The organism is Microvirga rosea (genome assembly GCF_020595095.1).
In the GTDB taxonomy this organism is placed as follows: Bacteria; Pseudomonadota; Alphaproteobacteria; order Rhizobiales; family Beijerinckiaceae; genus Microvirga; species Microvirga rosea.
This window is the reverse complement of sequence record NZ_JAJDOP010000007.1, coordinates 172,257-197,837: the sequence shown is the minus strand read 5'-3', so window position 1 is coordinate 197,837 and position 25,581 is coordinate 172,257. Positions and strand designations below refer to the sequence as shown.

Here is a 25,581-nt window from a genome sequence, read left to right as displayed (position 1 = left end):
GTGGCTTCAGGCTTCCAGGTGCTTGCCGGGCCACGCGAGCCAGAGCAGGCCTCCCTCTCGGCCGACCAGGAGGGACAATCCATAAATGCCGCCCGCCGTGAGAATGATCGCGGGGCCCGCCGGGAGTTCGGCGTGGAACGACAGCAGCAGCCCGCCGATTCCGGACGCAATCCCGATGGCGATCGAGACGATCATCATGACGGTGATGTCGTTGGTCCAGAAACGCGATGCGGCAGCCGGAAGCATCATCATGCCGACCGCCAGCAGCGTTCCGAGGGCGTGGAAGCCGCCCACCAGGTTGAGAACCACGAGGCCGAGAAAAACGAGGTGCGTCGGTGTTCCGGACCGGCTGACCGAACGCAGAAATGTCGGGTCGACGCATTCCAGCACGAGCGGCCGGTAGAGGAGCGCAAGGGCCACGACCGTGATGGTCGAGATCGTTGCGAGCAGCAGGAGCGTCTGATCGTCGAGGGCGAGCACGGTCCCGAAGAGAACGTGCAGCAGGTCCACGTTGGAACCGCGCAAGGACACGATGGTGACGCCCAGGGCCAGAGACAGCAGATAGAAGGCCGCGAGGGAGGCATCCTCCTTCAGGGACGTCAGACGCGACACGAGGCCGGCCGCCACGGCCACGATGACGCCGGCGATCAATCCGCCGATGGTCATGGCCGGCAGGGACAGGCCGGCGATCAGGTAGCCGACCGCGGCGCCCGGCAGGATCGCATGAGCCATGGCGTCCCCCGTCAGGCTCATCCGGCGCAGCATCAGGAACACGCCGACGGGACCGCCGCCCAGGGCGATGGCGACGATGCCCACGAGCGCGCGCCGCATGAACTCGAAATCGGCAAAGGGGCTGATGAGAAGATCGGCCATGAGCAAGTCCTTGGGCAGTCCTTCAAGAGTAGGCTGGCATCAGGCCGCGCTGCGTTGGCACGCCGTCGCATGGGGATCGTAGGCCTCGACCATCCGGCGGGCCGCGAGCAGGTTCTCGGGGCTGAGGACTTCACCGGTCTGCCCCCACGCAACCGGCTCGCGGGCGATCAGGAGGGTTTCGGGGAAAACCCGCCGCACCATGTCAAGGTCGTGAAGGACGGCGACAACGGTGCGCTCTTCTGCGTGCCAGCGGCGGATGAGGTCGAGAAGATCGGCGGTGGTCTTGGCGTCGATGGCCGTGAAAGGCTCATCGAGCAGGATCAGCGACGCGTCCTGAAGCAGGAGGCGCGCGAACAGGGCCCGCTGCATCTGGCCGCCCGAGAGAGTGGAAATCGGCCGCCGTTCGAAGCCGATCAGGCCGACGGCCGCGAGGGCTTCCTCGATCCGGCCCCGGTCCTTGCGGCCGATGCCGCCGAAGAGGCCCGAGCGGGACCAGAGCCCCATGGCCACGAGATCATAGACCGACAGGGGAAAGGACCGGTCGATCTCCGCGGCCTGGGGCAGATAAGCGATGGGCTCGAGCCTCTCGGTCTCGCGGCTGATCTGGCCTTCCAGGGGAGAAAGCGTTCCGACGATCCCTTTCAGCAGAGTGGACTTGCCGGCTCCGTTCGGGCCGACGATCGCCATCAGGCTGCCGGCCGGGATCGTGCCGTCCAGGTGATGAACGGCAGGGCGCCGGCCATAACCGAGGGTAACGCCATCAAAGCGAACAGAGGCCGTCGACATCGCGGCTTTTATCCCACAACCAGAAGAACCAGGAGCCACAGTCCCGCAAGCGCAATCCCGGCTCCGGCGACCCGCTGAAGTGCGGAAAGCCGCAGGAGCGAGAAGGTCGGAGCCGCTGCCACGGCGTGAGAAGCGTGGCGATGGTGTCCGTGTGCGTGATCGTGGTGGCTCATGACCCCTTAGTATAGGGAGAAACGCCCACTTTCCAGAGGCCGTATAGTATTTTATACGCATTTTTTGATTGTGCCTGGGGCGGGGCGCAACCTTAGAATGAAGGGTGATACTGATAGAGCCAGGTCTCGCTCAAAATCTCGTCCCCTTGGCGAAGGTAGCAGCGCATCTCCACCGGCTCCGTCCCGGTGACGCTCAGGTCGAACTGGGTTCGCCAGTGGCCGGGCACGTCGTTGGGAACGGCTTCCGTCAAAATGTTCGAGAATTCGCCGCGCGAGGCGGACAGGACGGGTCGCGGGATGACGCCGTTGGGCAGCCGGGCCAGGGGCTCGCCCTTGAATTCCACCATGAACTTGCGCACGCCCTTGGGACGTGCGGTCCCTGCCTGGCCTCCGTTGCCGAAACGGGTGGCGACCACCCGGGCCAGGGGGGTCGGATAGGGCTCGTCCGCGGTCCAGAACATCCGGTAACGCAGATCGAACGATTGGCCGGCCCGCGCCGGTTCCGCCGGCACCCACATGACGACGATGTTGTCGTGGATCTCGTCATCAGTCGGAATTTCGACGAGCTGAATCGATCCCTTCCCCCAGGATCCCAGGGGTTCGATCCAGAGGGAAGGACGCCGGTCGTAATAAACGCCGTCGAGGTAGTGATCGAAGTTCCGGTCGCGCTGGAGCAGCCCGAACCCTTTCGGGTTCTCCTCCACGAAGGCGGAAGTGACGATTCGCGGCGGGTTGTTGAGCGGGCGCCAGATGCGCTCGCCCGTGCCGGTCCACATGGCCAAGCCGTCGGAATCGTGGATCTCCGGCCGCCAGTCGATGGCGCTCGGCTTCGCTTTCTCGGAATACCAGTACATGGAGGTCAGCGGAGCGATGCCGAGGCGGCTCACGTCCTGGCGCAGGAACACCGCACAATCGAGGTCCATGATCACGGCCTTGGTCCGCCGCATGACGAACCGGTAGGCGCCCGACACGCTGGGACCGTCGAGAAGCGCATAGACGGTGACCGTGTCGGATCCCGGCTGCGGCGTGTCGAAATAGACATGCGTGAAGTCGGGGAATTCCTCGTTCTTGCCGAAAACCGCAACGTCGACCGCAAGACCGCGAGCGGATAGGCCGTACTGATAAAGTTCGCCGATGGCCCGGAAATAGGACGCACCCAGGAAGGCGACCCAGTCGTTCTTACGCCAGTCGAGCGGGCCGTTGCGCGATTCCTGGAAGCGAAAGCCCGCGAACCCTGAATTGACCGGCAGCTTATGGGCCGGGGAATCGGCCGGCATGTCGAAATAGGCGTCGTCGTAGATGATCTCGCGGGACTGGCCGTTCTCGACCACATGCATGCGCACGGGCTTCTGGAAATAGCGTCCCAGATGGAAGAACGTGACCGGGAACTCGCTCGGCCCATTGGCCCAGAGGGCGAGATCCGTCTTGAACTTGATCTTGCCGTGGGCGTCGTAATCGATCTGGTAGAGAACATCCGCCGGGGCCTGGGGCGGAGCCGCATAGGGCCGCTGCGCCAGGTCCTTCGCCCGTGCCTTGAGGGCATCGAAGGAGAACGCGGCGGATGCGCCGAACTTCAAGCCCTGCTGGGCCATGGCCGGAGCCGAGAAGCCCGAGGCGGCGAGACCTGCCGTAGCGGCAGCGTATTCCAGAAACTGACGACGATTGAACATGTAAGGGATGTGCTTCGACTGTGGAGAGACGAACCCCTACCGACCAAGGTGGCAGGATTAAGTCACTCTTATCCTCTTGAGAAATCCGCGTCAGCCGCCAAACTAGGCCCACACACAGGCACGAGCGTAACCGTGCCGTTGTCGGGAGAGAAGCATGAACCGCCGTATCGCGCGCCTTCTGGGCGCAGCCGCCCTTGTTTTTGCCGGGACGGGACTGCCCGCGCAGGCCCAGGAATTCCTCACCGTGCTGACGGGCGGAACCTCCGGGGTTTACTATCCGCTCGGAGCGGCCCTGTCGAAAATCTATTCGGACAAGATCCCCAACGTGCGTCCCTCCGTCCAGGCGACGAAGGCCTCAGTGGAGAACCTCAACCTGCTGCAGCAGGGTCGGGGCGAAATCGCCTTCACCCTCGGAGACAGCCTGGCTTTCGCATGGGAAGGAAACGAGGAGGCCGGATTCAAATCGAAGCTCACGAAGCTTCGCGGCGTGACGGCCATCTATCCCAACTTCATCCAGATCGTCGCCTCGAAGGATTCCGGGATCAAGACTCTGGCTGACCTGAAGGGCAAACGTCTCTCCGTCGGCGCGCCGAAATCCGGCACGGAGCTGAACGCCCGTGCGATCCTGCAGGGCGCGGGCCTCAGCTACAATGATCTCGGAAAGGTGGAATACCTGCCGTTCAACGAGTCGGTCGAGCTCATGAAGAACCGGCAGCTCGACGCGACCCTGCAATCGGCGGGCCTGGGCGTCGCGTCCCTCAAGGATCTCGCCACGTCGATCCCGATTGCCGTGGTGGAGATTCCGGCTTCGGTCGTGGACAAGGTGGGCGCGCCTTACGTCAAGGCGACGATCCCGGCCGGGACCTATACGGGCCAGGATGCGGCGGTGCAGTCTGCAGCGGTCGTGAACTATCTCGTGACCCGTTCCGATCTCTCCGACGACCTCGTCTATCAGATGACGAAGACCGTGTTCGAGAACCTGGGGGACCTGACGGCGGCCCATAGCGCCGCGAAGGACATCAAGCTCGAAAGCGCCATGAGCGGCATGCCCGTTCCCATGCATCCGGGCGCCGAGCGCTATTTCAAGGAAAAGGGCATCTCGAAATAGCCTTCGGATCCGATTTTCTCCTGTGGCCGGGCGCGCCTGTTCAGGCGCGCCCCTCTGTTTGACCAGAGATTCCCGATGAGTACTTCCGCCTATCCCGCGACTGAAGAAATCGCCGCTCAGATTCCGAACGTTCCGGATGTCGATATCGAACACGGTTTGCCGACCGGTTGGGGCGGAGGGATGAAGGGGCGCATCCTGTTCGGGATCGCGATCGCGTTTTCGGTCTTCCAGATCGCCACGGCCGTCTACGCCATCCTGCCGAGCCAGGTTCTGCGGACGGTCCATGTCGGCTTTCTGGTGCTCGTCTCCTCGGCTCTCATCGCCAACCACCGGTCGACGAACGCTGCCGGTCTGGCGCTCGGCTGGGGCATGGGGATCGCAGGATTCCTCATCGGCCTCTACCACTGGGTCTTCTACAACGATCTCGTGAACCGGGCGGGCGAGCTGCTGCCGATGGATCTGGCCGTGGGCATCGTCGGCCTGGTGATCCTGTTCATCGTCGCCTGGCGCATGATGGGACCGGCCCTGCCGCTCATCTGCCTGGCCTTTCTGGCCTATGCGCTCTTCGGCAATTACCTGCCCGCTCCCCTCAATCATCGCGGTTATTCCATCGACCAGGTCGTGGAGCACATGGCCTTCGGGACGGAAGGCATCTACGGCACGCCCACTGCGGTGTCCGCCACCTACATCTTCCTGTTCATCCTGTTCGGCTCCTTCCTGGAGCGGGCAGGGATGATCCAGCTTTTCAACGATGTGGCCATGGGCCTGTTCGGAAGTTCCAAAGGCGGTCCCGCGAAAGTGGCGGTTTTCTCCTCCGCCCTCATGGGGACGATCTCCGGATCGGGCGTCGCCAACGTGGTGACCACGGGACAGTTCACGATCCCGCTCATGAAGCGCTTCGGCTACAAGCCCTCCTTCGCGGGCGGCGTCGAGGCGACCGCCTCCATGGGCGGGCAGATCATGCCCCCAGTCATGGGCGCGGTCGCGTTCATCATGGCCGAGAATATCGGCGTGCCCTATGCCGACATCGTCAAGGCGGCGATCATTCCGGCGATTCTTTATTTCGGCTCCGCCTTCTGGATGGTTCATCTCGAAGCCGGCAAGGAAGGCCTCGTCGGCATGGCGCGCCACGAATTGCCGAGCCCCGTCCTGGCGCTCCGCCGGCAATGGCACCTCGCCTTGCCCCTGATCGTCCTGATTGTTCTCCTCTTTGCCGGGTTCACGCCTCTGTTCTCCGGTTCCGTCGGTCTGGCTCTGACGGCAGTTCTCATCCTCGGAAACGCCATCGCGGCCGCCATTCCGAGCCGAGCCCTGAGAACCTTTTTCTGGCTGGGCCTCGTTGCCATCGTCATCTACGTGATCGGTGCCGCCATTCTCCCGTCCCTGCCGGACTGGGTCGGCACCATCTTCAGGGTGTTGAGCATCCCGCTGCTGGCGCCGGCCTTGTTCGCCGCGGGACTTTTCACGCTGATCGCCGTCCTCGTCGTCATTGCTACCCTGCGCCGTGACTGGCGGCAGACTCTGGTCGAGTGCCGGGACGCTCTTGCGGACGGCGCGCGCCAGGCTTTGGCCGTCGGGCTCGCCTGCGCCATCGTGGGTACGGTGATCGGGACCATGACCCTGACCGGAGCGGCGACGACATTCGGCAACTACATTGTGTCGTTCGGGCAGGAATCGATCTTCCTGTGCCTCGTGCTCGTCATGTTCACGAGCCTGCTTCTGGGCACCGGTCTGCCGACGATCCCGACCTACATCATCACCGCGGCCCTTGCGGCGCCGGCGCTGCTGAAGCTGGGCGTGCCGCTGATCGTCAGCCACATGTTCGTGTTCTATTACGGCATCATCGCCGACCTGACGCCGCCCGTGGCGCTCGCGGCTCTGGCAGCCGCGCCGATCGCGAAAGCCTCCCCGGATGCGATCGGCTGGCAGGCGAGCCGCGTGGCTCTGGCCGGCTTCCTCATCCCGTTCATGACCGTTTATGAGCCGTCCCTGATGCTCCAGGACGGAGGCGCCATCGCGGCGCAATACGGCTATTGGGTCGAAGTCGCCATTGTGCTGTTCAAGGCACTCGTGGTCGTCGGCATGTCGGGCGTTGCAGCCATCGGCTTCCTGTTCAGCCGCACGCCGCTGGCGGAGCGAATCCTGGCAGGTGTTGCCGCAGGACTCCTGATCGGCAATTTCCCCTGGAGCGATACTCTCGGGCTGCTCGCCGCAGCGGTCGTCGTCGGGTTGAATCTCTCGCGTGCCCGCAAGGACGTGAACTCCCCCGTTCAGGCTCGATCATGATCTGCCTGCTCGCAGGTTCGAAAGTCGTGCCGCTGCTCGTCAGCGCCATGACTCTCGCCTGGACGCATTCCGTGGAAAAAATCCTCTGGGAGGAGGAGTGGCGCTCGGGTCCCGCCGGACTCGAACTGGTGGAGGCACGGGTGCGCGGGTCCGGCGCCGGCATGGAGCCACCTCCGGAGGCGACATCCGATCACGGAGTTTGGAAATGGCGGCCGAATGTGCCGCCCCTTCAGGAGGTCGCGTTGAGGCGTTCGGGGGCGACGGCCGACTGGGGCATCTGCATCGAGGGCCGGTGCAGGCCCATGGGCGAGTTCGTGCCGCCCGAGGCCGATCCCGTCGTGATGAAGCCCTGCGACGGTTAAAGAGCCTCAGGCGCCGGTGATCGGCTCGACGGCGATGCAGCGCCGCCAGAGGATGCTGAGAATATAGAGAGCGAACAGGCTGAAGATCCCCATGAGGGCATAGCCGACCATGTTGCCGAGCTCAAAGAGGCCGGCAATGGCCCAGCCGCCAGCAATCGCAACGCCGAGCACCTCGGTCCCTACCAGGATCATGATGCTCAGGATCGTCACGAGATTGCGCGTGTTCATGCGTTTCGCCTGAGCCACTCTCGCGTCTCCCTTCATTTCGATGCCGGAGGCACTACCCTAAGTGACCCCTGCCGTGCAAGTTTCGCCCGCCGGAATCACCCGGTCTTTTCATCGCATCCATGCCGGAAACTCCTGTTTTTGCCACCGCCGCCGTCGCCGCGCCCCATTCCTCGGCAGCCGAAGCCGGCCTGATGATCCTCGCCGCGGGCGGCAACGCCGTGGAGGCAACCATTGCCATGGCGGCCAGCGCGTCGATCGCTTGCCCTCACGTTTCAGGTCTTGGGGGCGATGGCTTCTGGCTCGTGCGAGAGCCGCGCGGGCGCGTTCATGCTCTCGATGCTTCCGGACCTTCCGGCAAGGAGGCCGGTCTTCGGCAATACCGCCGCAACGGTTACGATGCGCTGCCGGTCCGGGGACCGGACGCGACCGTGACGGTGGCCGGAGCCGTGGCCGGCTGGGCGCTGGCCCTCGAGCTTGCCAGGGCCCTCGGCGGCCATCTTCCCCTCGACATGATCCTTGCCGATGCGATCCGTTTGGCGCGCGACGGTCTTGCGGTGAGCGGGCGCGACGCCGCCCGCAAGGCTCTCCAAGACAAGGACCTGCGGGCTTCTCCCGGCTTTGCGGCAACCTTTCTCTCCAGCGACGGCAAGGTCCCGGAAGCCGGTGCGCTGCGCCGTTTCCCGATGCTGGCCGACACCCTCGGGCAGCTGGCCCATGCAGGGCTCGGCGACTTCTATCGCGGCGACGTGGGGCGGGAGATCGCGGCGGATCTGGAGCGCCTCGGCAGTCCGGTCCGGCGCAAAGACCTGGAGGAGTATCGGGCCAGAGCCCTCGCGCCCCTGTCCGTCGCGCTGCGCTCCGCCACCGTCTTTGCCCCTCCCTTGCCGAGCCAGGGAATCGCCTCTCTCATGGTGGCCGGGATCATGGACCGGATCGATCTCCGCCGGGGTGAGAATGCGGAGCGCCACCATGCGATGGTCGAAGCCGTGAAGCGCGCCTATGCGGTCCGAGACAGGATCGTGACCGATCCCCGCGAAACGCCCCGCGATCCGGGCCTGTTTCTCGAACCGACGCAGCTGGAGCGCGAGAGCGCGGCCATCGATGGCCAGCGCGCTGCGCCCTTCCGGTCGGTCGTCCCGCCACAAGGGAATTCCGCCTGGATGGGCTGCATCGACAAGAACGGGCTGGCGGTCTCCTATGTCCAGTCGCTGGGCCCCGACTTCGGCTCGGGATGTGTCCTCCCGGGAACCGGCGTTCTCTGGCATGCCCGCGGCGGCGGCTTCTCCCTCGATCCGAGCGGTTGGAATCCGCTCGAGCCCGGACGAAAGCCGTTCCATGCCCTTTCGCCCGCATTGGCTGCCTTCGCCGACGGACGTGTTCAGATTCTCGGGGCCGGCGGGTCCGACGAACCTCAGGCCGTGGCCCAGATCTTCGCCCGTTATGCCGAGATCGGCATGGCGCCGGCCGAGGCCGTGGAAGCCCCGCGCTGGCTGCTGGAGCCGGAACACGGTCAGGAGCCCGCCTGCCTGCGCGTGGAGGCGGACTTCGATCCAGCTTTGGCTCGCGACCTCGCCCGGCGCGGTCATCGGATGGAGGAAATCGGGCGGGATGCCGGAGACGGCATCGGCGCGGCCGGGATGCTGGTCAGACATGTCAGGGACGGGCGGGTCGCCGCGACGTCGGATGTCCGATCCGAGGGAGCGGTTCTCGGCCTCTAGCTTGCGAGACCGGAGGTCCACAGGCCGAACAGCAGGCTGCCGCCCAAAACCACCACGAAGGCGGCCGCCAGGAGTTCGATCACGGCAACGGCGAGTGCGCCCGCCGCTCCCCGGCCTCCCGCCAGTCTCAAGGCGGCCGTCTTGGCGAAAACCGCCAGTGCCGCGATGGCTCCGGTTGTCAGGGCCGTGCCGAGGGCCATGGCGAAGGTTGCGGCAATCCCTGCGGCGAGCACGCCTTGTGAAAGGGCGAAGACCAGGACCACCAGGGCGCCGGCGCAGGGCCGGATGCCTGCGGCGAGCGCGACGGCGGCCATGTCGCGCCAGTGGTTCAGGCGGCGCAGCTCTTCCGGCTCGGGCATGTGCACATGATCGCAATCCGCGTCCTGCGGAGCGGCCGCCGGGTCGCGGGCGAGTGCCGCGACGCCCAGAACCTTTCCGGCCTTCCGCCAAGTGATGATCGAGCCGATGAGGGCAACCGCCGCGAAGCTCATCCATTCGATGCCGGTCGTCACCTGCGTCATCGTCGCGGCGGTTGCGCGAAACAGGAGGGCCGCGATGCCGACGATCAGGATGGCCACCAGCGCCTGCACGAGCGCGGCCGCGAGACTGAGGCCCAGCCCTTTGGCGAGCGCCCGCTCGTCGGCGACCAGGTAGGCGGCGATGACGCCTTTGCCGTGCCCGGGGCCGGCCGCGTGGAAGACCCCGTAGGCGAAGCCGATCAGCACGAGGGTCGAGAGCGCGGCGCCATCACTTTTAAGGGCGGTGACCGCCTGTTGCAGGTGCCTGTAGAAATTGCTCTGGACGGCCAGAATATAGGCGCCGAGATCGCCCGTCGGAGCGGCCTCCCGGAGCCCCATCCCGAAGGGATTGCGGGCCGGTGGCGCCGCACCCGGGGCCAGCCACCAGAGAAGAAGCGTCACGACGATCCCCACCGACGCAACGGCGCCGACGGCCAGAACGATGCGCTGCCCCACGGGGCGTCCGGCGGCATCCGGGAGACCGAGCGGCTCGGCTGTCAGGGACATGCGACGATGGCCTTGTTGGCGAATTGCACGGCGAAGGTAGAGGCAGCCGTCAGAGTCTCGAAAAATGCCTCCGACATGGGCTGGGCCTGGGTCGGCGGAGGGGTTTCCTTGGGCCGTGAAATGTTGGTCGCGCAGCCCTGCGGCGCGCCCGCGAGGGTCACCGCATCGCCTTCGGCCAAGCTGAACGACACGAAATAGGTCGGGTCGTAGACCTCGAGCGAAACGGTCTTGGCTGGCGCCGGGGCCTTCAGGGGAAGAAAATAGGACATGGTCACCGCCTCGTCCGCATATTCCATGCGGTAGTCGCGCGGCGCGCCGAAATCCTGTTTCAGGCCGTTGCCCTTGAGCACGGTGAAATAGTCGAATTCCGAGAGGGACTCGGTGTTTTCCCTGGCAAGGTCCTGAAGCTCGTCCGGCGTCAGCTTGCCGTCGCCATTCTTGTCGAGACCCTGGGTCACGAAGGCCGAATAAGCCTTGTCGAAGGTCCAGGCGTGTCGGACGCCGGTCATCCGTCCCTCGCCGTCATAGACAAGCTCCGCCTTCGCGGTGACCCACACATGAGGGTGGGCGAGAGCCGGAGACGCAAATGCCGCGAGCGCGGCCATGGCGAGCGAAACGAGGACAGGGCGACGAATCATGCAGCTCACCGTAGAAGGATTCCCGTAGGGAGAGGACAGGGTGGTCATCCAGAGTTCTGATGCATGATGGTTAATGGAGGCGAAACGGAGACCTGTCTTTAGGGGATCTGCCTTTCATTGACGGAGGAACGGACATATGTCAGCATTGCTGACATAATTCATGAAGAACAAGACCGGTAACCGGCAGCAGGGGCTCACGCCTCAGGAGGAAGACGGACGATGGCCGAAGGTCGCATGGCGCTCCGTGACGTATCGCTCGACGATAAGTACGACCTGACGAAGGACCGGATCTTCATCACCGGCACTCAGGCGGTGGTCCGCATGCTGCTCATGCAGCGCGAGCGTGACCGGCTTGCCGGCCTCAACACGGCCGGATTCGTGTCCGGCTACCGGGGCTCGCCGCTTGGCGGCATGGATCAAAACCTGTGGCGCGCCCGCCGGTGGCTCGAACAGGCGAACGTTCTGTTCCAGCCGGGCCTGAATGAGGAGCTCGCCGCCACGGCGGTCTGGGGCTCGCAGCAGGCGGAAATTCGCGGCGACGGCAAATACGACGGTGTATTCGGCCTCTGGTACGGCAAGGGGCCCGGGGTCGATCGCTCGGGCGACGTGTTTCGTCACGCCAACATGGCCGGCTCCTCGAAGCACGGCGGCGTGCTGGCTCTCATGGGCGACGATCATACGGCGGAATCCTCCACCGTCGCCCATCAGTCCGAGTTCCACTTCGTCGATGTCATGGTCCCGATCCTGAACCCGGCGGGTGTTCAGGAAATTCTCGATTACGGTCTCTACGGCTACGCCATGAGCCGCTTCTGCGGAACATGGGTCGCGTTCAAATGCGTGAAGGAGAACATCGAGTCGACGGCGTCCGTGGACGGCTCCCTCGACCGGGTGAAGATCGTCATGCCGGACGATTTCCAGATGCCGCCCGGCGGCCTCAACATCCGGGCGCGGGATGGCGTGCTCGATCAGGAAGCGCGACTTCAGGACTATAAGCGTGACGCCATGATGGCGTTTGTCCGCGCCAACAACCTGAACCGGATCATTCTGTCCGGCGGGCGGCAGCCGAAGATCGGCGTGATCACCGTCGGCAAGTCCTATCTCGATGTCCGGCAGGCCCTTGACGAACTCGGCATCGACGAGGTCAAGGCGAACGATATGGGCCTGCGACTCTACAAGATCGCCTGTCCCTGGCCGCTCTCCCAGAGCGAGCTTCTCGATTTCGCCCGCGGCCTCGACATGGTGATCGTGGTCGAGGAAAAGCGCTCGCTGATCGAGGTGCAGCTGCGCGAAGAGCTGTACGGAACGGCGAACCAGCCCCTCTGCATCGGCAAGAAGGACGAAAACGGGAACTGGCTCTTTCCGGTCAAGGGAGCGCTCGATCCCAATGACATCGCCATCGCCATCGGCGAGCGCCTTCTCAGGTATCACAACAATGACGATCTGCGCGGCCGCGTCCAGCGTCTGCGTCACGCCCAGCAGGTTCTGTCCGTCACGACCGATGTGGCGACGCGCGTGCCCCATTTCTGCTCCGGCTGTCCGCACAACACGTCCACCAAGGTGCCCGAAGGGATGCGTGCCTATGCGGGCATCGGGTGTCACTACATGGTACAGTGGATGGATCGGGAGACCGACGGCTTCACGCAGATGGGCGGCGAGGGCGCGAACTGGATCGGCGAGGCGCCGTTCTCCAGCCGCGGGCACGTTTTCCAGAACCTGGGCGACGGGACCTACAACCATTCCGGTGTGCTGGCCCTGCGGTGGGCCATCGATACGAAAACCAACATCACCTACAAGATCCTCTTCAACGACGCGGTCGCCATGACCGGCGGGCAGAAGCACGAAGGGGGGCTGACCGTGGACATGATCGCCCGTCAGGTGCGCGAGGAGGGTGTCGAGCGCGTCGCCCTCGTTACCGATGAGCCGCACAAATACCCGAAGTCGATCCGCTGGCCTGACGGGATGACGATCCATCACCGCTCCTCATTGGAGGCGGTTCAGCGGGAACTCGCGGCGATCCCGGGTGTCACGGTCATGATCTACGACCAGACCTGCGCGTCGGAAAAGCGCCGGCGCCGCAAGCGCGGGGAGTTTCCCGATCCCGACAAACGCGTCATCATCAACGATCTCGTCTGCGAGGGATGCGGCGATTGCTCCGTCCAGTCGAACTGCGTCGCCGTACAGCCCGTCGAGACCGAGTTCGGCCGCAAGCGTCAGATCGATCAATCGAACTGCAACAAGGACTTTTCGTGTGTGTCGGGCTTCTGCCCTTCCTTTGTGACTGTCCATGGCGCCAAGATAAAGAAGACCGTACCGGACGCCGCTGCCCTCGACGGCCCGGCGCTCGCAGACCTGCCAGAGCCGGTCATTCCGGCGATCGACCGCACCTTCAACATGATCGTGACCGGCGTGGGCGGCACGGGCGTCGTCACCATCGGGGCCATCCTCGGCATGGCGGCGCATCTCGAAGGCAAGGGCCTGGGCATGATCGACATGGCGGGACTCGCCCAGAAGGGCGGCGCCGTGTACAGCCACGTGCGTCTCGCCAATTCTCAGGATGATATCCATGCCATTCGCGTCACGGCGGAGGCGGCTCACCTGGTTCTCGGCTGCGACCTCGTCGTCACCGGCACGAAAAAGGTGCTGGCCTCGGTGAAGAAAGGCCAGACGGCGCTCGTGGTGAACACGGCCGAGGTCATGCCCGGAGAATTCACCCGCAATGCGGATTTCTCCCTGCCGACCGAGCGCCTGAAACGCGCCGTGATATCGTCCGCCGGACAGGAAGGCGTCGACTTCATCGATGCGACTGCCATCGCGACGGCGCTCCTCGGCAATGCGATCGCCGCCAATATGTTCATGCTCGGATACGCGTATCAGAAGGGCCGCGTGCCCCTGTCCCGCGCGTCGATCGAAAAAGCCATCGAGCTCAACGGCGAAGCGGTGAAGATGAACCTTTCCGCCTTTGCCTGGGGTCGGCAGGCGGCCGCGGCGCCCGAGACGTTGGCGTCGCTCATGAATGCCGCGAAAGCGCCGACGGAATCGCGACAGCTCTCGGAAACGCTCGACGAGGTGATCGACCGGCGTGCCCGGTTCCTGACCCGCTATCAGAATGCACGCTATGGCGAACGCTATCGCAGGATCGTGGAGCGTGTGAGGGCGGCGGAAGCGCGGACCGTGCCGGACGCGAGCGGGTTGACCGATGCGGTAGCCCGGTCCCTTTTCAAGCTGATGGCCTACAAGGACGAGTACGAGGTCGCCCGCCTTTACACGAGCGGCAGCTTTCAGCGGCAGGTCGACTCGACCTTCGAGGGCGAGAACCTGCGCTATGAGTTTCACCTGGCGCCGCCGCTTCTGGCCCGCAAGGACCCGGCGACCGGATTGCCCCGCAAGATGAGCTTCGGCCCATGGATGATGAAGGCCTTTGGCGTGCTGGCGCATCTCAAGGGCCTGCGCGGCACGCCCCTCGACATCTTCGGCTATACGCATGAACGCCGGACCGAGCGCCAGCTCATCCGCGATTACGAGGCTCTGCTCCAGGAGATCGTCGCAAAGCTCGATGCCCGCAATCATGCGACGGCGATCGGCTTGGCATCGCTCCCGCAGAAGATCCGTGGCTTCGGTCATGTGAAGGAGCGCAACCTCAAGGCCGCGAAGGCGGAGGAGGCGGAATTGCTGTCGCGCTTCCGCACGGTGGAGCAGCCGGTCGCGATGGCGGCGGAGTAGCGCGCCTTAGAGGTCGAGGACCCAGTTCTCGCCCACGAGATCGTGTCCGAAGCTGTGGTGGGCTTCCGCGCTGACGAGACGGAAGCCCGCTTTGTCGTAGATGCCGCGAGCCGCGTGGAGGATGTCGTTCGTCCAGAGGGTGATCTGCCGATAGCCCCGCTCGCGGGAAAAGCTGATCGCCTCCTCGACAAGGCGCTTGCCGACGCCGAGCCCACGCGCACGAGGCTCCACGTAAAGGAGCCGCAGCTTGGCGATGTCGTCCGATTGCCTGACGATGAAGATCGAGCCGAGGATGTCACCGTCGCGGTCGGCCAGCCAGCAATGTTCCTTCTCGGGATCGTAATTCCTGACGAAGCTCGCGACGATGTCCGCCACCAGAGCCTCGAACGTTTCATCCCAGCCATATTCCTGCGCGTAGAGCGCCCCATGGCGATGCACGATCCAGCCCATGTCGCCGGGACGGTGTGGGCGGAGCGAAAAGGTCTCGTTTCGATCACGGGCACCGTCAATCTTCGCCTCGATGACGTGCATGCTCGCAACCAGCTGCCGCTGACCGGATTCCGGCAGGGCTCCCAGAAGACTGGCGATCTGCTCGCGGGATTGGCGATCGAGCGGAGCGAAGGCTTCGTGCCCCTTCGCCGTCAGCACGAGATGATGCTGCCGGCCGTCCTGCTCGGATCGCACGCGCCGGACAAGGTAGAGGTCTTCGAAGCGTTTCAGGATGCGGCTGAGATAGCCTGGATCGAGATCGAGTTCATGACAAAGCTCCGTGGCGGTCGGAGCATCTCTGTGCGCCAGCTCATAAAGCACCCGAGCTTCCGTCAAGGAAAAGGGGCTGTCGAGCAGACCTTCGCGCAGGACGCCCAGGCGCCTCGTATAAAAGCGGGTGAACCTGCGGACGGCTGCGATCCGGGCGTCCATGGGAGAGACATACGTCATGATCGGTCTCCTTCGACAGGAGAGTGAGACCGATATTTGACAAAGTCAAATAGTTTAGTCGAGACGCCAGTCGATAGGCTTCAGGCCTTTCGTCTCCAGCCAAGTGTTGGTGCGGCTGAACGGTCTCGTGCCACGGAAATCCTGAAGGCGGTTGAGGGGCGACGGGTGGCCCGCCTCGATCACAAGGTGCTTGGTGGTATCGACCAGGGTTGCACAGGTTCTTGCCTTGGCGCCCCACAGAAGAAACACGGCCGCAGGCCGACGATCCGAGACTGCTTTAACGGCCTGTTCCACGAGGGCGGACCATCCGAGCTTGAGATGCGCCCCGGCTTTGCCGGCCTCCACGGTCAGGGCGGTGTTCAGGAGCAGCACGCCCTGTTCCGCCCATCGGGAGAGATCGCCCTTTCGCGGCATGGGAACGCCGAGATCGTCGGCCATTTCAGCCAGAATCGTACGCAGCGAAGCCGGGAGGCGGCGGTTGCCCGCATAGGAAAACGCCAGTCCGTGCGCGTCACCCGGCGTCGGATAGGGATCCTGGCCCAGAATCACGACTTTGACACGCTCAAGAGGAGTCAGAGCGAGGCTGTTGAAGATCTTGTCCGGGGGCGGCAGCACATGGGCCCCCTCGGTGGCGCTCGCATCCACGCGCCTCGCAATGCTGTCGGCTTCGCCGTCCCGGAAGAACGGCAGGGCGCACCAGGAGGCGGCTTCGGGTTGAGCGCGAAATGCCGCGAGAGCCTTGCTGACGGGACCGGTCATCGGACGGTGTTCTCCTCGGGTGTCGCCGGTATCACCGGCGGCCTGTCCTGTCGAGACGCTGACGTCTTGTGCGAGAGCGGGAAGACGGCCTCGGCGTCATGACCTGGAACGGTGTCCCCAGCCGACAGTTCACTTGGAAAGACAACCCTGGAGAGCCGCGGCTGATCCGCAGCCTCGTTCCCGCCCAGATCCGACGAATGAGCCCCAGGAGGCCCCAGTGACAGACCATTCCGACGTTCCTCCGACCCGCACGGTCAAACCGGTCGACGCCCCTCCGCCCTCTGGCCATCCGACCACCGCCATGCTGAAGGCGGACATCGACAGCGGCCGCACCGGCGATAAGAATCCCGTGTTCGATCCGGGGTTGTCGCCCCTGGGGACGGACGATGAAGCCGCTGGAGTTCCGCCGTCTCCCTTCCGCGTCAGGCTTGCTCGCACCTATGAAAACATGATGCGCTGGTCACAGGGCGCCCAGGCCGTCGGCGCGGCTCACCACAAGCAGGATGGCTTCCCGACGATTTTCGTCAGCTTCATTGCGGCCATCGGCGTCGTTTTCGTTCTCGGTATCTGGTTGGTGCGAGCCGGCTAGAACGACAGGCGGCAATTCGCTCGCTTGCCTTTAGGCCCGTCAGAAGGGATTGCCCCATGGCTCATTCCTCCGAGCTCTCCGTGAAAGCGGACATGCGTCCGCGTGTCGTTATCGTCGGAGCAGGCTTCGGAGGACTCGAAGCCGCGAAGGCACTTCGGCACGCCCCGGTCGACCTGACGGTGATCGATCGTCACAATTATCACTGCTTCCAGCCGCTCCTGTACCAGGTGGCGACGGCGACCCTGTCACCCTCGGATATCGCATGGCCCATTCGGGGGATATTGCGGGGGCAGAAGAACACAACGGTTTTCATGGCCGAGGTTACGGGTGTGGACACGGCCACGCGGGTCGTCCATGCCGGTCCTCGCGCCGTGCCTTACGATGACCTGATCCTGGCCACCGGTGCGACGCATTCCTATTTCGGCCACGACGCATGGGCTCCGGTTGCTCCGGGCCTGAAGCGGATCGAAGATGCCACGAGTATTCGCCGCCGGATCCTTCTCGCGTTCGAGTGTGCGGAACTGACCGACGATCCCGCCGAGCGGGAGAGGCTTCTCACGTTCGTCATCGTCGGGGGCGGGCCGACCGGCGTCGAAATGGCCGGCGCGATCGCCGAGGTGGCCCGCCAGACCCTGCCGCCGGAATTCCGCAACATCGATCTGCGCGGTTCGCGGATCATCCTCCTGGAAGCCGGGCCCCGGGTCCTGGCGACCTTCCCGGAGGATCTATCGGCCTATGCGCAGCGGGAGCTCGAGCGGCTGGGCGTCGAGGTCCAGACGGCCACCGCCGTCACCGCATGCGATGAACGCGGTGTCGAGACGGCCAAGGGACGGGTCGAGGCCGGAACCATCATCTGGGCAGCCGGTGTCGTCGCATCCCCCGCTGGCGGCTGGGTCGCGGCCGACCGGGACAGGGCCGGACGAATCAAAGTCTCACCGGACCTGACGATTCCAGGCCATCCGGAGATTTTCGCCATCGGCGATACGGCCGGGCCGACGGGCGACGATGGCCGGCCCGTTCCCGGCATCGCGCCTGCGGCCAAGCAGATGGGACGCTATGTCGGAACCGTCATTGCCGCCCGGGTGATGGGGCGGGAGGTTCCCGGTCCCTTCCGCTACCGCCATCAAGGAGATCTCGCGACGATCGGGCGTAAGGTCGCAGTGGTGAAGTTGCGCCATGTTCACTTGCGCGGTTTCATGGGGTGGATGTTCTGGGGCATCGCCCATGTGTATTTCCTGATCGGGCTGAGAAATCGCTTCGTCGTTGCCTTCACCTGGCTCTGGAACTACTTCACGTTTCAGCGCGGAGCCCGCCTCATCACCGAACCGACACCGGCCGATCCGAGACAGGCGCCCGCGGCTCTGCGGAAAGCTCCCGCGGACTCCCCCGGGATCCCGTCCGCCTCTCTCACCGAGCGCTGAAACGGCGTTAGGCATGCCGAGGATCCGGCGACGGGAGGCGTCGACAGGATGTTACTTCTGTGACACGTTTCGCCCCTAGGCTTCCTGTACTCACCGGTGGAACTCACCCCCATGCGAGGATATTCGACGATGCATCAAAGCCGCCCGCTGGCCGCTCTCCGTGCCGGCTTTCTTGGATTCTCCCTGCTTCTGTCGGGAACGGCGCTGGCTCAGGAAGCCGTGACGATCCGCTTCGTGCAGACGAACGATATCGACCGTATGAGCCCGGAAAAGGGCCGGGGGGGCTTTGCCAAGCTCGCAACGGTGATCAAGGAGGAGCGGGCCAAGGGCAACGCCTTCTTCATTCATTCGGGCGATACGATCTCGCCCTCGCTTCTGTCCGGTTTCGACAAGGGCGCTCACGTGATCGACATCCTCAACCATATGGGGGTCGACGCCATGGTGCCGGGCAACCATGAATTCGATCTGGGGCCGGATGCATTCCGGGCCCGCATGGCCGAAGCCAAGTTCGACGTTCTCGCGACGAACATCGTCGACGGCGATGGGCTTCCGGCGAATACCAAACCCGACAAGATCATCGACGTGCAGGGAATCAAGATCGGATTCTTCGGTCTGACGACCGAGGACACGCCGATCGCGTCGAGCCCGGGCAACATCAAGTTCAAGCCTTCGGTCGCCACGGCCCGTGACAAGGTCAAGGATCTGCGCGCCAAAGGGGCCGATCTCGTGGTGGCCGTGGTTCACACGCCTCTCGAAGTGGACATGCTCCTCGTTCGGTCCTCGGGAGCCGACGTGGTTCTCAGCGGCCATGACGAGCACCTGCTGGCCTTCTACGACGGCAAGGTCGCCCTCACCGAATCGGAATCGCAGGGCAATTACATCAACGTGGTCGAACTCTCCGTGACCAAGGCGGAAAAGGACGGCAAGACAACGGTGTCCTGGCGGCCCAATTTCCGCATTGTGGATAGCGCGGCCGTCAAGCCCGATCCGGAAATCGAAGCGATCGTCAAGGGATACGAGGACAAGCTCTCTAAGGAGCTCGACATCGAAATCGGCGTGACGGAAACGCCCCTCGACAGCCGCCGCGCGACGGTCCGCGGCGGTGAGGCGGCCATGGGCAATCTGGTCGCCGATGCCCTGAGGGCCTCGGTCGGCGCAGATGTGGCCATCACCAACGGGGGCGGGTTGCGGGCCGACAAGGAGTATCAAGCGGGACAGAAGCTGACGCGGCGCGACATTCTGGCCGAGATGCCCTTCGGCAACACCACCGTCCTGCTCGAGCTCACCGGCGACAAGATCAAGGCGGCGCTCGAAAATGGCGTCAGCCAGATCCGCGAACTCGGCGGACGTTTCCCGCAGGTGTCCGGCATGGTTGTCGAGGTCGACACGAAGCAGCCTCCGGGAAGCCGCATCAAGTCGGTGACGATCAACGGCCAGCCATTGGATCCCGCCAAGACCTACAAGCTCGCCACGAACGACTTCATGGCCCGGGGCGGCGATGGTTACCGCCCCTTCGCGGACGCCAAACAGCTGATCGACGTGGCCGCGAGCCAGCTCATGGCATCGCAGGTCATCGATTATGTGTCGAAAGCCGGCAAGGTCGCGCCAAAGGTGGAAGGACGCGTCGTCCTGCGCTGATCGCCCCGTCGGAGGACAGGCCGGAACTCTTATGTTCCGGCCTTTTTCGTCGTCCGATGTTTGGAAAATGGGAAACCGGCTGCTATGTCTCCCATCCGACATCGTTTTGCCGCGGATGACTGGCGAAACGGTTCAATCCAACGAGATTTCGAAGCGACCTGCCCTTGCAGAAAAAAACCCGTCAGGCGGATTTAGTTCTGTCTCAGAAAAGGCGACGCCAGTCTCTGTTTCGCGGGCGGATGACCCTTGCCATGGGGTTTCTCGGGATCGCCTTCATCGTGCTGACTTTCGCGTTTATCGCCTGGGAGCAGCGTAGCCGCCTCATCCAGCGGGACGTGGACGATATTCGCAACAATGCTTTTTTCCTTGCCGACCACGCGGCTCGCCTTCTCGAGGTCACCGACGTGACTTTGCGGCAAACGGCCGCCCTCATGGAGGATGAGAGCTGGTACACGGTCTCGCCCTCGCGGTCCCTTTGGGAGCAGATACGGGCCGTCAAGCAAGCGCTGCCTTTCATCGAAGACATCTGGCTCAACGATGCGCAAGGCAAGTTGCGTCTCACGACGGCGGCATTCCCGACCCCGGAATCGTCCGCCCTGGATCGCGATGCGTTCCAGGCGCAAATGGATACGGACCAGGGACTCTTCGTCGGGGAGCCGATCATCGGCCGCGTGACGAATGCGCCGACATTCATGGTCAGCCGGCGCCTGCAATATCCCAACGGGACCTTCCGGGGCGTGGTCTCCGTGACCGTTTCGCTGACCTACCTCAACGATTATTGGGCACGGCTTCGGCTTCCTCGGGGCACCAGGGTGAGCCTGATCCGCGCCAGCGACGGCAAGATCATCGCCCAGCATCCCATGGAGCTCGGGAACATTTCGTTCGCGCCGATCGACAAAGACGCCTTTGACCGCGCGATATCCGAGAATTTCGAGGCGGGACTTTACACGGCCGTCAGCGACGGCAGGGAGCGGCTGGGGGCTTATCACAGGATCGGACAGCTTCCCCTCCATGTGCGTGTCAGCATTCCGGCGGATTCCTACTGGAGGCCCTGGATCGATCAGATCAGGATCTATGGTTCCTTCGCACTCTTTGCCTTGATCGCTCTCCTGGCGCTCATGGCCGTCGCCGCGCACCAGTTTCAGGAGCAGGCCGCCACAGCGGCGCTTCTGGAGCGGGAGGTGGCTTTGCGGACGAGCGAATTACGGACGGAAACAGCCGCGCTCGAAGTGCTGAACCGCACCGGCCGTGCGCTCGCGGCGGAGCTCGAATTCGGAAAGATCGCCCAGCATGTCATCGATGCGGGAGTCGAACTGACGGGAGCGCAGATCGGCGCCTTCTTCTACCACGTCGACGAACATGCGCAGACCAGCGACAGCGCGCGCCCGGCCCCCATGCCGTACGCGATTTCCGGGGAACTGCAGGCGAAGTTCGCCGACATTGCGATGGTTCAGCATACATCCGTCTTCGCCCCCACGCTGGTCGAGGGCGAGATCGTGCGGTCAGACGACATCACGACGGATCCGCGTTTCGGACCGGCCGAACGCCGCAGGGACGTTCCCGACTGGCATCCCCTGCTGCGCAGCTATCTGGCGGTTCCCGTGGTCTCGCGCACGGGAGCCATCGAAGGGGCGCTGCTGTTCGGCCATGAAAAGCTGGGCGTCTTCACCGCCCGTGCGGAGCGCCTGGTGATCGGCCTCGCGGGACAGGCGGCCATCACGCTCGAGAACAGCAATCTCTACAAGGCGGCCCAGCACGAGATCGAAGAACGCAAACAGGCACAGGCGCAGCAATCCCTGCTGATCCGCGAACTGCACCATCGGGTCAAGAATACCCTCGCGACCGTTCAGGCGGTGGTGGGCGCCACGGCGCGTTCCACATCGAGCATCGAAGACTTTTACGCCGCCTTCGTCGGGCGCATCATCTCGCTCGCGAACACCCATTCGCTGTTGACCGAGGCCATCTGGCAGACGGCCTCCTTGCGCGAGATCCTGGAAAAAGAACTCAGCCCCTATAACGACGACACCGGCGAGCGGATCATCATCGACGGCCCGCCGGTCGAGCTTCCCTCGGAGGCCGCCGTCCCCATCGGGATGGCGATTCACGAACTGACCACGAATGCCGCAAAGTATGGCGCCCTCTCCATCGCGGCTGGCCACGTCATCGTCCGCTGGGAATCGGCTATCGAACCCGGCGGCCTGCGGCTGAAGCTGACCTGGAGCGAGGAGGGAGGACCGTCCGTCGAGCCGCCCAAGCGCCAGGGGTTCGGGTCCCGTCTCCTGCACCGGGTCCTGGCGACCCAGCTGAATGCCGCCGTTCAGATGGATTTCGAGCCGAGCGGATTGAAGGTTTCCATCGACGTGCTCTTGAGGCCGGGTGGCTTCGTCAATCCTTCCGCCTAAAGCCGGGCCAGAAGGGCCGGGAGCATTCATCCGGGCGCGTCGTGGCGCCCGGTTGGCGCGGGGGCGAGAAAATCCTATCTAGAACTATCTCAAGCAACCGGCCCATGCAGCCATGTGCCAAGGGACTCCTCGATGAACGAAACTGTCAAGCTCGCCGACCTCCGCCAAGGAGTTCGTCCGGTCGATCATCCGACCGCCAGGACGGGACGGATCGGCGTTCTGCTTCTCAACCTGGGAACGCCCGAGGGGACGAGCTACTGGCCGATGCGACGGTACCTCAAGGAGTTCTTGTCCGACCGTCGGGTCATCGAAACGCCCCGGCTCCTGTGGTGGCCGATCCTCAATCTCATCATTCTGACCACGCGGCCCGGCCGGAAGGGGCGCGACTACGCGACCATCTGGAACAAGGAGCGGGACGAAGGGCCCCTCAAGACCATTACCCGGGCTCAGGCCGAGGATCTCGCCCGGCACCTGAAGGGCGTTGCCGGCGACAAGGTCACGGTCGACTGGGCCATGCGGTACGGCAAGCCGGAGGTTCGCGAGCGCATTCAGGCTCTGCTGGAGCAGGGATGCGACCGCGTCCTTCTCGTCCCGCTTTATCCGCAATATTCGGCCGCCACCTCCGCCACGGCCTGCGATCAAGCCTTCCGAGCCCTCATGGACATGCGCTGGCAGCCCACGATCCGCGTGTCGCCGCCCTACCACGACGATCCGGTTTATATCGACGCGGTGGTGTCGTCCATGAAGCGAGATCTGGCGAAGCTCGACTTCGAGCCGGAGGTGATCCTCGTCTCTTTCCATGGCGTGCCCAAGGAATACCTCCTGAAGGGCGACCCCTACCATTGCCATTGCGTCAAGACGTGGCGTCTGATGCGGGAAGCATTCGGCTGGCCCGCAGACAAATTCCGGATGAGTTTTCAATCCCGCTTCGGCACGGCGGAATGGCTCCAGCCCTATACGGACAAAACCGTCCAGGCGCTGGCCGAGAGCGGCATCAAGCGCATGGCGATCGTCGCGCCCGGCTTCTCCGCCGATTGCCTGGAAACGCTCGAGGAGCTGGATGGCGAGAACCGTGAGATCTTCATGCATCATGGAGGAGAGAAGTTCGCGTATCTGCCATGCCTCAACGACAGCGAGGATGGAATGCGTGTGATCCGCCACATCGCGGAGCGGGAGCTGCAGGGCTGGATTTAACCGAGAGGCTGCTCGTCTTTCGGCCGCCACGCGTCCTTTAGGGAATGCCCTTGAGTTAAAGGGCATTCCGTCTCGGATTTTCGAACAACATTTCAAAAGTTTTCAAGAAAATATTCATTGTTCTGAGGCATGACTGGCGAGCCTGATTTCTTCGCGTCAGAGCGGCGCGAGCCTCCACGGCGATGTGGCAGGTCCCCTGAACCGACATGCGTGCCCTTCGATCCCTCTCCATCCGTGCCAAGCTGATCGGCGCATTCTCCTTCCTTGTGCTGCTGCTGCTCGCGCTTGGTTTCCTGGGTCTTCGCGGCCTTCAGGCGATCAATGCCCAAACGGCTGAAATTGCCGATAATTGGCTGGTCTCGACCCAAAGGATCGGCGCCCTCAACGCCGATGTCCGCGAGTTTCAGACGATTGTCCTGCGTCACATGCTCGCCAATGGCGAGGAGGCCCAGGAAATCGAGGAGGGCCTGGCTTGGCGTCTCAACAATATCGCGGACGCCACGAGCTCCTACGAGAAGACAATCATCGACGAACAGGACCGCAAGCAGTTCCAGGAGTTCAAGAAACTCTGGGGCGACTACGAAAAGGAAGCCAGGAACATCCTCGACCTGTCCCGTAACGGCGAGGTCGCGAAAGCAAGGGATCTGAACTCTCAGAAGGCGGTTCCGATCGCCGAACAGATGAGCTCCCTGCTGACGCGGATGACGAAGTGGAACCGCGACGGCGCCAATGCGGCAAGAGCGCGTGCCTCGAACGTCTATGGCGACACACAGAGCCTGACCCTCGCCGTTCTGGCGATCGGCACGATCCTGGCCATTGCTCTCGCGGCGCTCCTCACACGCTCCATTTCCCGCGGCATCGAGTCGGTCACGCATTCCATGGGGTCGCTGGCGCAGGGTGATCTTTCGACGGTGATTCCCTATCGCGGCGAGAAAACGGAGCTGGGCAAGATCGCGGACGCGGTTCAGGTCTTCAAGGAAGCTCTGATCGCCAAGCAGCAAGCCGACGAGGCCGCAGCGCTCGAAGCCGACGCCAAGATGCGCCGGGCGCAGAGGCTCGACGAGCTGACGCGGCGCTTCGAGGCCAATGTCTCCGCCTTGACGGAAGGCCTGGCCGGAGCCGCTACCCAGATGGAAGTGACGGCGCAGGGCATGACCACGGTTGCGGATCAGACCAACCGGCAATCGGTGCACGTGGCGACCGCCGCCGCGCAGACCTCCGCGAATGTCCAGACCGTCGCCGCGGCGACGGAGGAAATGTCGATCTCCATTCAGGAGATCGCCACGCAGGTCACCCAGTCGTCCCAGATCGCCAACCAGGCTGTCGAGGGCGCCAAGCGCACCAACGCCACCGTTCAGGCTCTTGCCACGACCGCGGAGAAGATCGGCAACGTCATCGCCCTCATCAACACCATCGCGGGACAAACCAACCTGCTGGCCTTGAATGCCACCATCGAAGCGGCCCGCGCCGGAGAGGCCGGACGCGGCTTTGCGGTTGTGGCGAGCGAGGTGAAGGACCTGGCGAGCCAGACCGCGAAGGCCACGGAGGAAATCGGAGCCCAGATCGCGAGTGTCCAGCAGGCGACGCAGGATGTGGTCGCGGCCATTCACGAGATTGCCCAGACGATCTCCGACATGTCGCAGATCTCGACCGGCATCGCCGCGGCGATCGAGGAGCAGGGGGCCGCCACCCGTGAAATCTCCCGTAACGTGCAGGAGGCTGCCCGCGGCACCGAACAGGTGACCAGCAGCATCGGCGACGTCCAGACGGGGGCCGGCGAGACGGGTGAGGCCGCCACGCAGGTTCTCGGCGCCGCGCAGGACCTTGCCCGCCAGTCGGAAAGCCTCAGCCGCGAGGTGGCCGATTTCCTCTCCGACGTGAAGGCGGCCTAGGACTTTTCGAGCGCCTGGAGCGAGCCCCGCTCTAGGCGCTTTTCACACTTTGCGATAGGTTGAAGATCCTGCAACTCCGTTGCCTGGAGGCGTCATCCGTGCTGAGTGGTTTCGACATTTTCGTCATCGTCCTCGTGTTCATCGTGATCGTGACGATCGC

20 protein-coding genes are annotated in these 25,581 nt (G+C 64.1%); 11 read left to right on the top strand and 9 right to left on the bottom strand.

The window, feature by feature from the left end; all coding sequences use genetic code 11:
* Positions 1-6 precede the first annotated feature (6 nt).
* The 4 genes from aztB to LJD17_RS18010 form a co-directional block, all read right to left on the bottom strand.
* Positions 7-873 (bottom strand): zinc ABC transporter permease AztB, encoded by an 867-nt coding sequence (aztB, locus tag LJD17_RS18025; RefSeq protein ID WP_227385587.1) that lies wholly within the window; start codon positions 871-873, stop codon positions 7-9.
* Between the two features lie 39 nt (positions 874-912).
* Complete coding sequence (gene aztA / locus LJD17_RS18020) at positions 913-1,659, bottom strand: zinc ABC transporter ATP-binding protein AztA (protein WP_227385586.1); 747 nt, start codon at positions 1,657-1,659, stop codon at positions 913-915.
* Between the two features lie 8 nt (positions 1,660-1,667).
* Positions 1,668-1,832, bottom strand: a complete 165-nt coding sequence (locus tag LJD17_RS18015) for a hypothetical protein (protein WP_227385585.1) — start codon at positions 1,830-1,832, stop codon at positions 1,668-1,670.
* Positions 1,833-1,924: 92 nt separating this feature from the next.
* The gene (locus tag LJD17_RS18010; protein WP_227385584.1) at positions 1,925-3,502 is read right to left on the bottom strand and encodes a glucan biosynthesis protein; all 1,578 of its coding nucleotides are present in this window, start codon (positions 3,500-3,502) and stop codon (positions 1,925-1,927) included.
* 154 nt (positions 3,503-3,656) lie between these two features.
* Here LJD17_RS18010 and LJD17_RS18005 point away from each other — a divergent pair, with 154 nt between their 5' ends.
* The 3 genes from LJD17_RS18005 to LJD17_RS17995 all read left to right on the top strand — a co-directional run bounded on the left by LJD17_RS18005 (position 3,657) and on the right by LJD17_RS17995 (position 7,258).
* Positions 3,657-4,610: a TAXI family TRAP transporter solute-binding subunit gene (locus LJD17_RS18005; RefSeq protein ID WP_227385583.1), complete on the top strand. Its 954-nt coding sequence runs from the start codon at positions 3,657-3,659 to the stop codon at positions 4,608-4,610.
* Between the two features lie 180 nt (positions 4,611-4,790).
* On the top strand, positions 4,791-6,896 hold the full coding sequence (locus LJD17_RS18000; protein WP_227385626.1) for a TRAP transporter permease: 2,106 nt from the start codon (positions 4,791-4,793) through the stop codon (positions 6,894-6,896).
* Positions 6,893-7,258 (top strand): DUF1850 domain-containing protein, encoded by a 366-nt coding sequence (locus LJD17_RS17995; RefSeq protein WP_227385582.1) that lies wholly within the window; start codon positions 6,893-6,895, stop codon positions 7,256-7,258. Before LJD17_RS18000 ends, LJD17_RS17995 begins: the two co-directional genes overlap by 4 nt.
* A gap of 6 nt (positions 7,259-7,264) precedes the next feature.
* On the opposite strand, the gene LJD17_RS17990 is transcribed toward LJD17_RS17995, so the two are convergent.
* Complete coding sequence (locus LJD17_RS17990) at positions 7,265-7,486, bottom strand: hypothetical protein (protein ID WP_227385581.1); 222 nt, start codon at positions 7,484-7,486, stop codon at positions 7,265-7,267.
* A gap of 119 nt (positions 7,487-7,605) precedes the next feature.
* Here LJD17_RS17990 and LJD17_RS17985 point away from each other — a divergent pair, with 119 nt between their 5' ends.
* On the top strand, positions 7,606-9,204 hold the full coding sequence (locus LJD17_RS17985) for a gamma-glutamyltransferase family protein (RefSeq protein ID WP_227385580.1): 1,599 nt from the start codon (positions 7,606-7,608) through the stop codon (positions 9,202-9,204).
* On the opposite strand, the gene LJD17_RS17980 is transcribed toward LJD17_RS17985, so the two are convergent.
* Together LJD17_RS17980 and LJD17_RS17975 are read right to left on the bottom strand one after the other, a co-directional pair.
* Positions 9,201-10,229, bottom strand: coding sequence for a nickel/cobalt transporter (locus LJD17_RS17980; protein WP_227385579.1), 1,029 nt, complete (start codon positions 10,227-10,229; stop codon positions 9,201-9,203). The genes LJD17_RS17985 and LJD17_RS17980 overlap by 4 nt on opposite strands.
* Positions 10,220-10,867, bottom strand: coding sequence for a DUF1007 family protein (locus LJD17_RS17975; RefSeq protein WP_227385578.1), 648 nt, complete (start codon positions 10,865-10,867; stop codon positions 10,220-10,222). The genes LJD17_RS17980 and LJD17_RS17975 overlap by 10 nt, the downstream gene beginning before the upstream one ends.
* Positions 10,868-11,086: 219 nt before the next feature.
* Between LJD17_RS17975 and LJD17_RS17970 the strand changes: the two genes are divergently transcribed.
* The gene (locus LJD17_RS17970; protein WP_227385577.1) at positions 11,087-14,587 is read left to right on the top strand and encodes an indolepyruvate ferredoxin oxidoreductase family protein; all 3,501 of its coding nucleotides are present in this window, start codon (positions 11,087-11,089) and stop codon (positions 14,585-14,587) included.
* A gap of 6 nt (positions 14,588-14,593) precedes the next feature.
* Here LJD17_RS17970 and LJD17_RS17965 read toward each other — a convergent pair whose 3' ends face one another.
* Both LJD17_RS17965 and ung read right to left on the bottom strand, forming a co-directional pair.
* Positions 14,594-15,526, bottom strand: a complete 933-nt coding sequence (locus LJD17_RS17965; RefSeq protein ID WP_227385576.1) for a bifunctional helix-turn-helix transcriptional regulator/GNAT family N-acetyltransferase — start codon at positions 15,524-15,526, stop codon at positions 14,594-14,596.
* Between the two features lie 54 nt (positions 15,527-15,580).
* Entirely contained in the window at positions 15,581-16,285 is a 705-nt protein-coding gene (gene ung, locus LJD17_RS17960) for a uracil-DNA glycosylase (RefSeq protein WP_227385575.1), read from the bottom strand.
* Between the two features lie 217 nt (positions 16,286-16,502).
* On the opposite strand from ung, the gene LJD17_RS17955 reads away from it, so the two are divergent.
* From LJD17_RS17955 to LJD17_RS17930, 6 genes are all read left to right on the top strand, one after another.
* A complete protein-coding gene (locus tag LJD17_RS17955; RefSeq protein ID WP_227385574.1) occupies positions 16,503-16,874 on the top strand; it encodes a hypothetical protein in 372 nt (123 codons plus the stop codon).
* Between the two features lie 56 nt (positions 16,875-16,930).
* A complete protein-coding gene (locus LJD17_RS17950) occupies positions 16,931-18,295 on the top strand; it encodes an NAD(P)/FAD-dependent oxidoreductase (protein ID WP_227385573.1) in 1,365 nt (454 codons plus the stop codon).
* A 129-nt stretch (positions 18,296-18,424) separates the two neighbouring features.
* On the top strand, positions 18,425-19,933 hold the full coding sequence (locus LJD17_RS17945) for a bifunctional metallophosphatase/5'-nucleotidase (protein ID WP_227385572.1): 1,509 nt from the start codon (positions 18,425-18,427) through the stop codon (positions 19,931-19,933).
* Between the two features lie 239 nt (positions 19,934-20,172).
* A complete protein-coding gene (locus LJD17_RS17940) occupies positions 20,173-22,335 on the top strand; it encodes an HWE histidine kinase domain-containing protein (protein ID WP_227385571.1) in 2,163 nt (720 codons plus the stop codon).
* A gap of 132 nt (positions 22,336-22,467) precedes the next feature.
* Positions 22,468-23,529 carry a ferrochelatase gene (gene hemH / locus LJD17_RS17935; RefSeq protein WP_227385570.1) on the top strand — a complete coding sequence of 354 codons (1,062 nt, stop codon included), beginning with the start codon at positions 22,468-22,470 and terminating at the stop codon, positions 23,527-23,529.
* Between the two features lie 206 nt (positions 23,530-23,735).
* Entirely contained in the window at positions 23,736-25,421 is a 1,686-nt protein-coding gene (locus LJD17_RS17930; RefSeq protein ID WP_227385569.1) for a methyl-accepting chemotaxis protein, read from the top strand.
* Positions 25,422-25,581 lie beyond the last annotated feature (160 nt).

Bases quoted from the DNA above. Each gene is read 5' to 3' on its own strand.
- aztB (WP_227385587.1), bottom strand. From the start codon at position 873: ATGGCCGATCTTCTCATCAGCCCCTTTGCCGATTTCGAGTTCATGCGG.
- aztA (WP_227385586.1), bottom strand. From the start codon at position 1,659: ATGTCGACGGCCTCTGTTCGCTTTGATGGCGTTACCCTCGGTTATGGC.
- LJD17_RS18015 (WP_227385585.1), bottom strand. From the start codon at position 1,832: ATGAGCCACCACGATCACGCACACGGACACCATCGCCACGCTTCTCAC.
- LJD17_RS18010 (WP_227385584.1), bottom strand. From the start codon at position 3,502: ATGTTCAATCGTCGTCAGTTTCTGGAATACGCTGCCGCTACGGCAGGT.
- LJD17_RS18005 (WP_227385583.1), top strand. From the start codon at position 3,657: ATGAACCGCCGTATCGCGCGCCTTCTGGGCGCAGCCGCCCTTGTTTTT.
- LJD17_RS18000 (WP_227385626.1), top strand. From the start codon at position 4,791: ATGAAGGGGCGCATCCTGTTCGGGATCGCGATCGCGTTTTCGGTCTTC.
- LJD17_RS17995 (WP_227385582.1), top strand. From the start codon at position 6,893: ATGATCTGCCTGCTCGCAGGTTCGAAAGTCGTGCCGCTGCTCGTCAGC.
- LJD17_RS17990 (WP_227385581.1), bottom strand. From the start codon at position 7,486: ATGAACACGCGCAATCTCGTGACGATCCTGAGCATCATGATCCTGGTA.
- LJD17_RS17985 (WP_227385580.1), top strand. From the start codon at position 7,606: ATGCCGGAAACTCCTGTTTTTGCCACCGCCGCCGTCGCCGCGCCCCAT.
- LJD17_RS17980 (WP_227385579.1), bottom strand. From the start codon at position 10,229: ATGTCCCTGACAGCCGAGCCGCTCGGTCTCCCGGATGCCGCCGGACGC.
- LJD17_RS17975 (WP_227385578.1), bottom strand. From the start codon at position 10,867: ATGATTCGTCGCCCTGTCCTCGTTTCGCTCGCCATGGCCGCGCTCGCG.
- LJD17_RS17970 (WP_227385577.1), top strand. From the start codon at position 11,087: ATGGCCGAAGGTCGCATGGCGCTCCGTGACGTATCGCTCGACGATAAG.
- LJD17_RS17965 (WP_227385576.1), bottom strand. From the start codon at position 15,526: ATGACGTATGTCTCTCCCATGGACGCCCGGATCGCAGCCGTCCGCAGG.
- ung (WP_227385575.1), bottom strand. From the start codon at position 16,285: ATGACCGGTCCCGTCAGCAAGGCTCTCGCGGCATTTCGCGCTCAACCC.
- LJD17_RS17950 (WP_227385573.1), top strand. From the start codon at position 16,931: ATGGCTCATTCCTCCGAGCTCTCCGTGAAAGCGGACATGCGTCCGCGT.
- LJD17_RS17945 (WP_227385572.1), top strand. From the start codon at position 18,425: ATGCATCAAAGCCGCCCGCTGGCCGCTCTCCGTGCCGGCTTTCTTGGA.
- LJD17_RS17940 (WP_227385571.1), top strand. From the start codon at position 20,173: ATGACCCTTGCCATGGGGTTTCTCGGGATCGCCTTCATCGTGCTGACT.
- hemH (WP_227385570.1), top strand. From the start codon at position 22,468: ATGAACGAAACTGTCAAGCTCGCCGACCTCCGCCAAGGAGTTCGTCCG.
- LJD17_RS17930 (WP_227385569.1), top strand. From the start codon at position 23,736: ATGCGTGCCCTTCGATCCCTCTCCATCCGTGCCAAGCTGATCGGCGCA.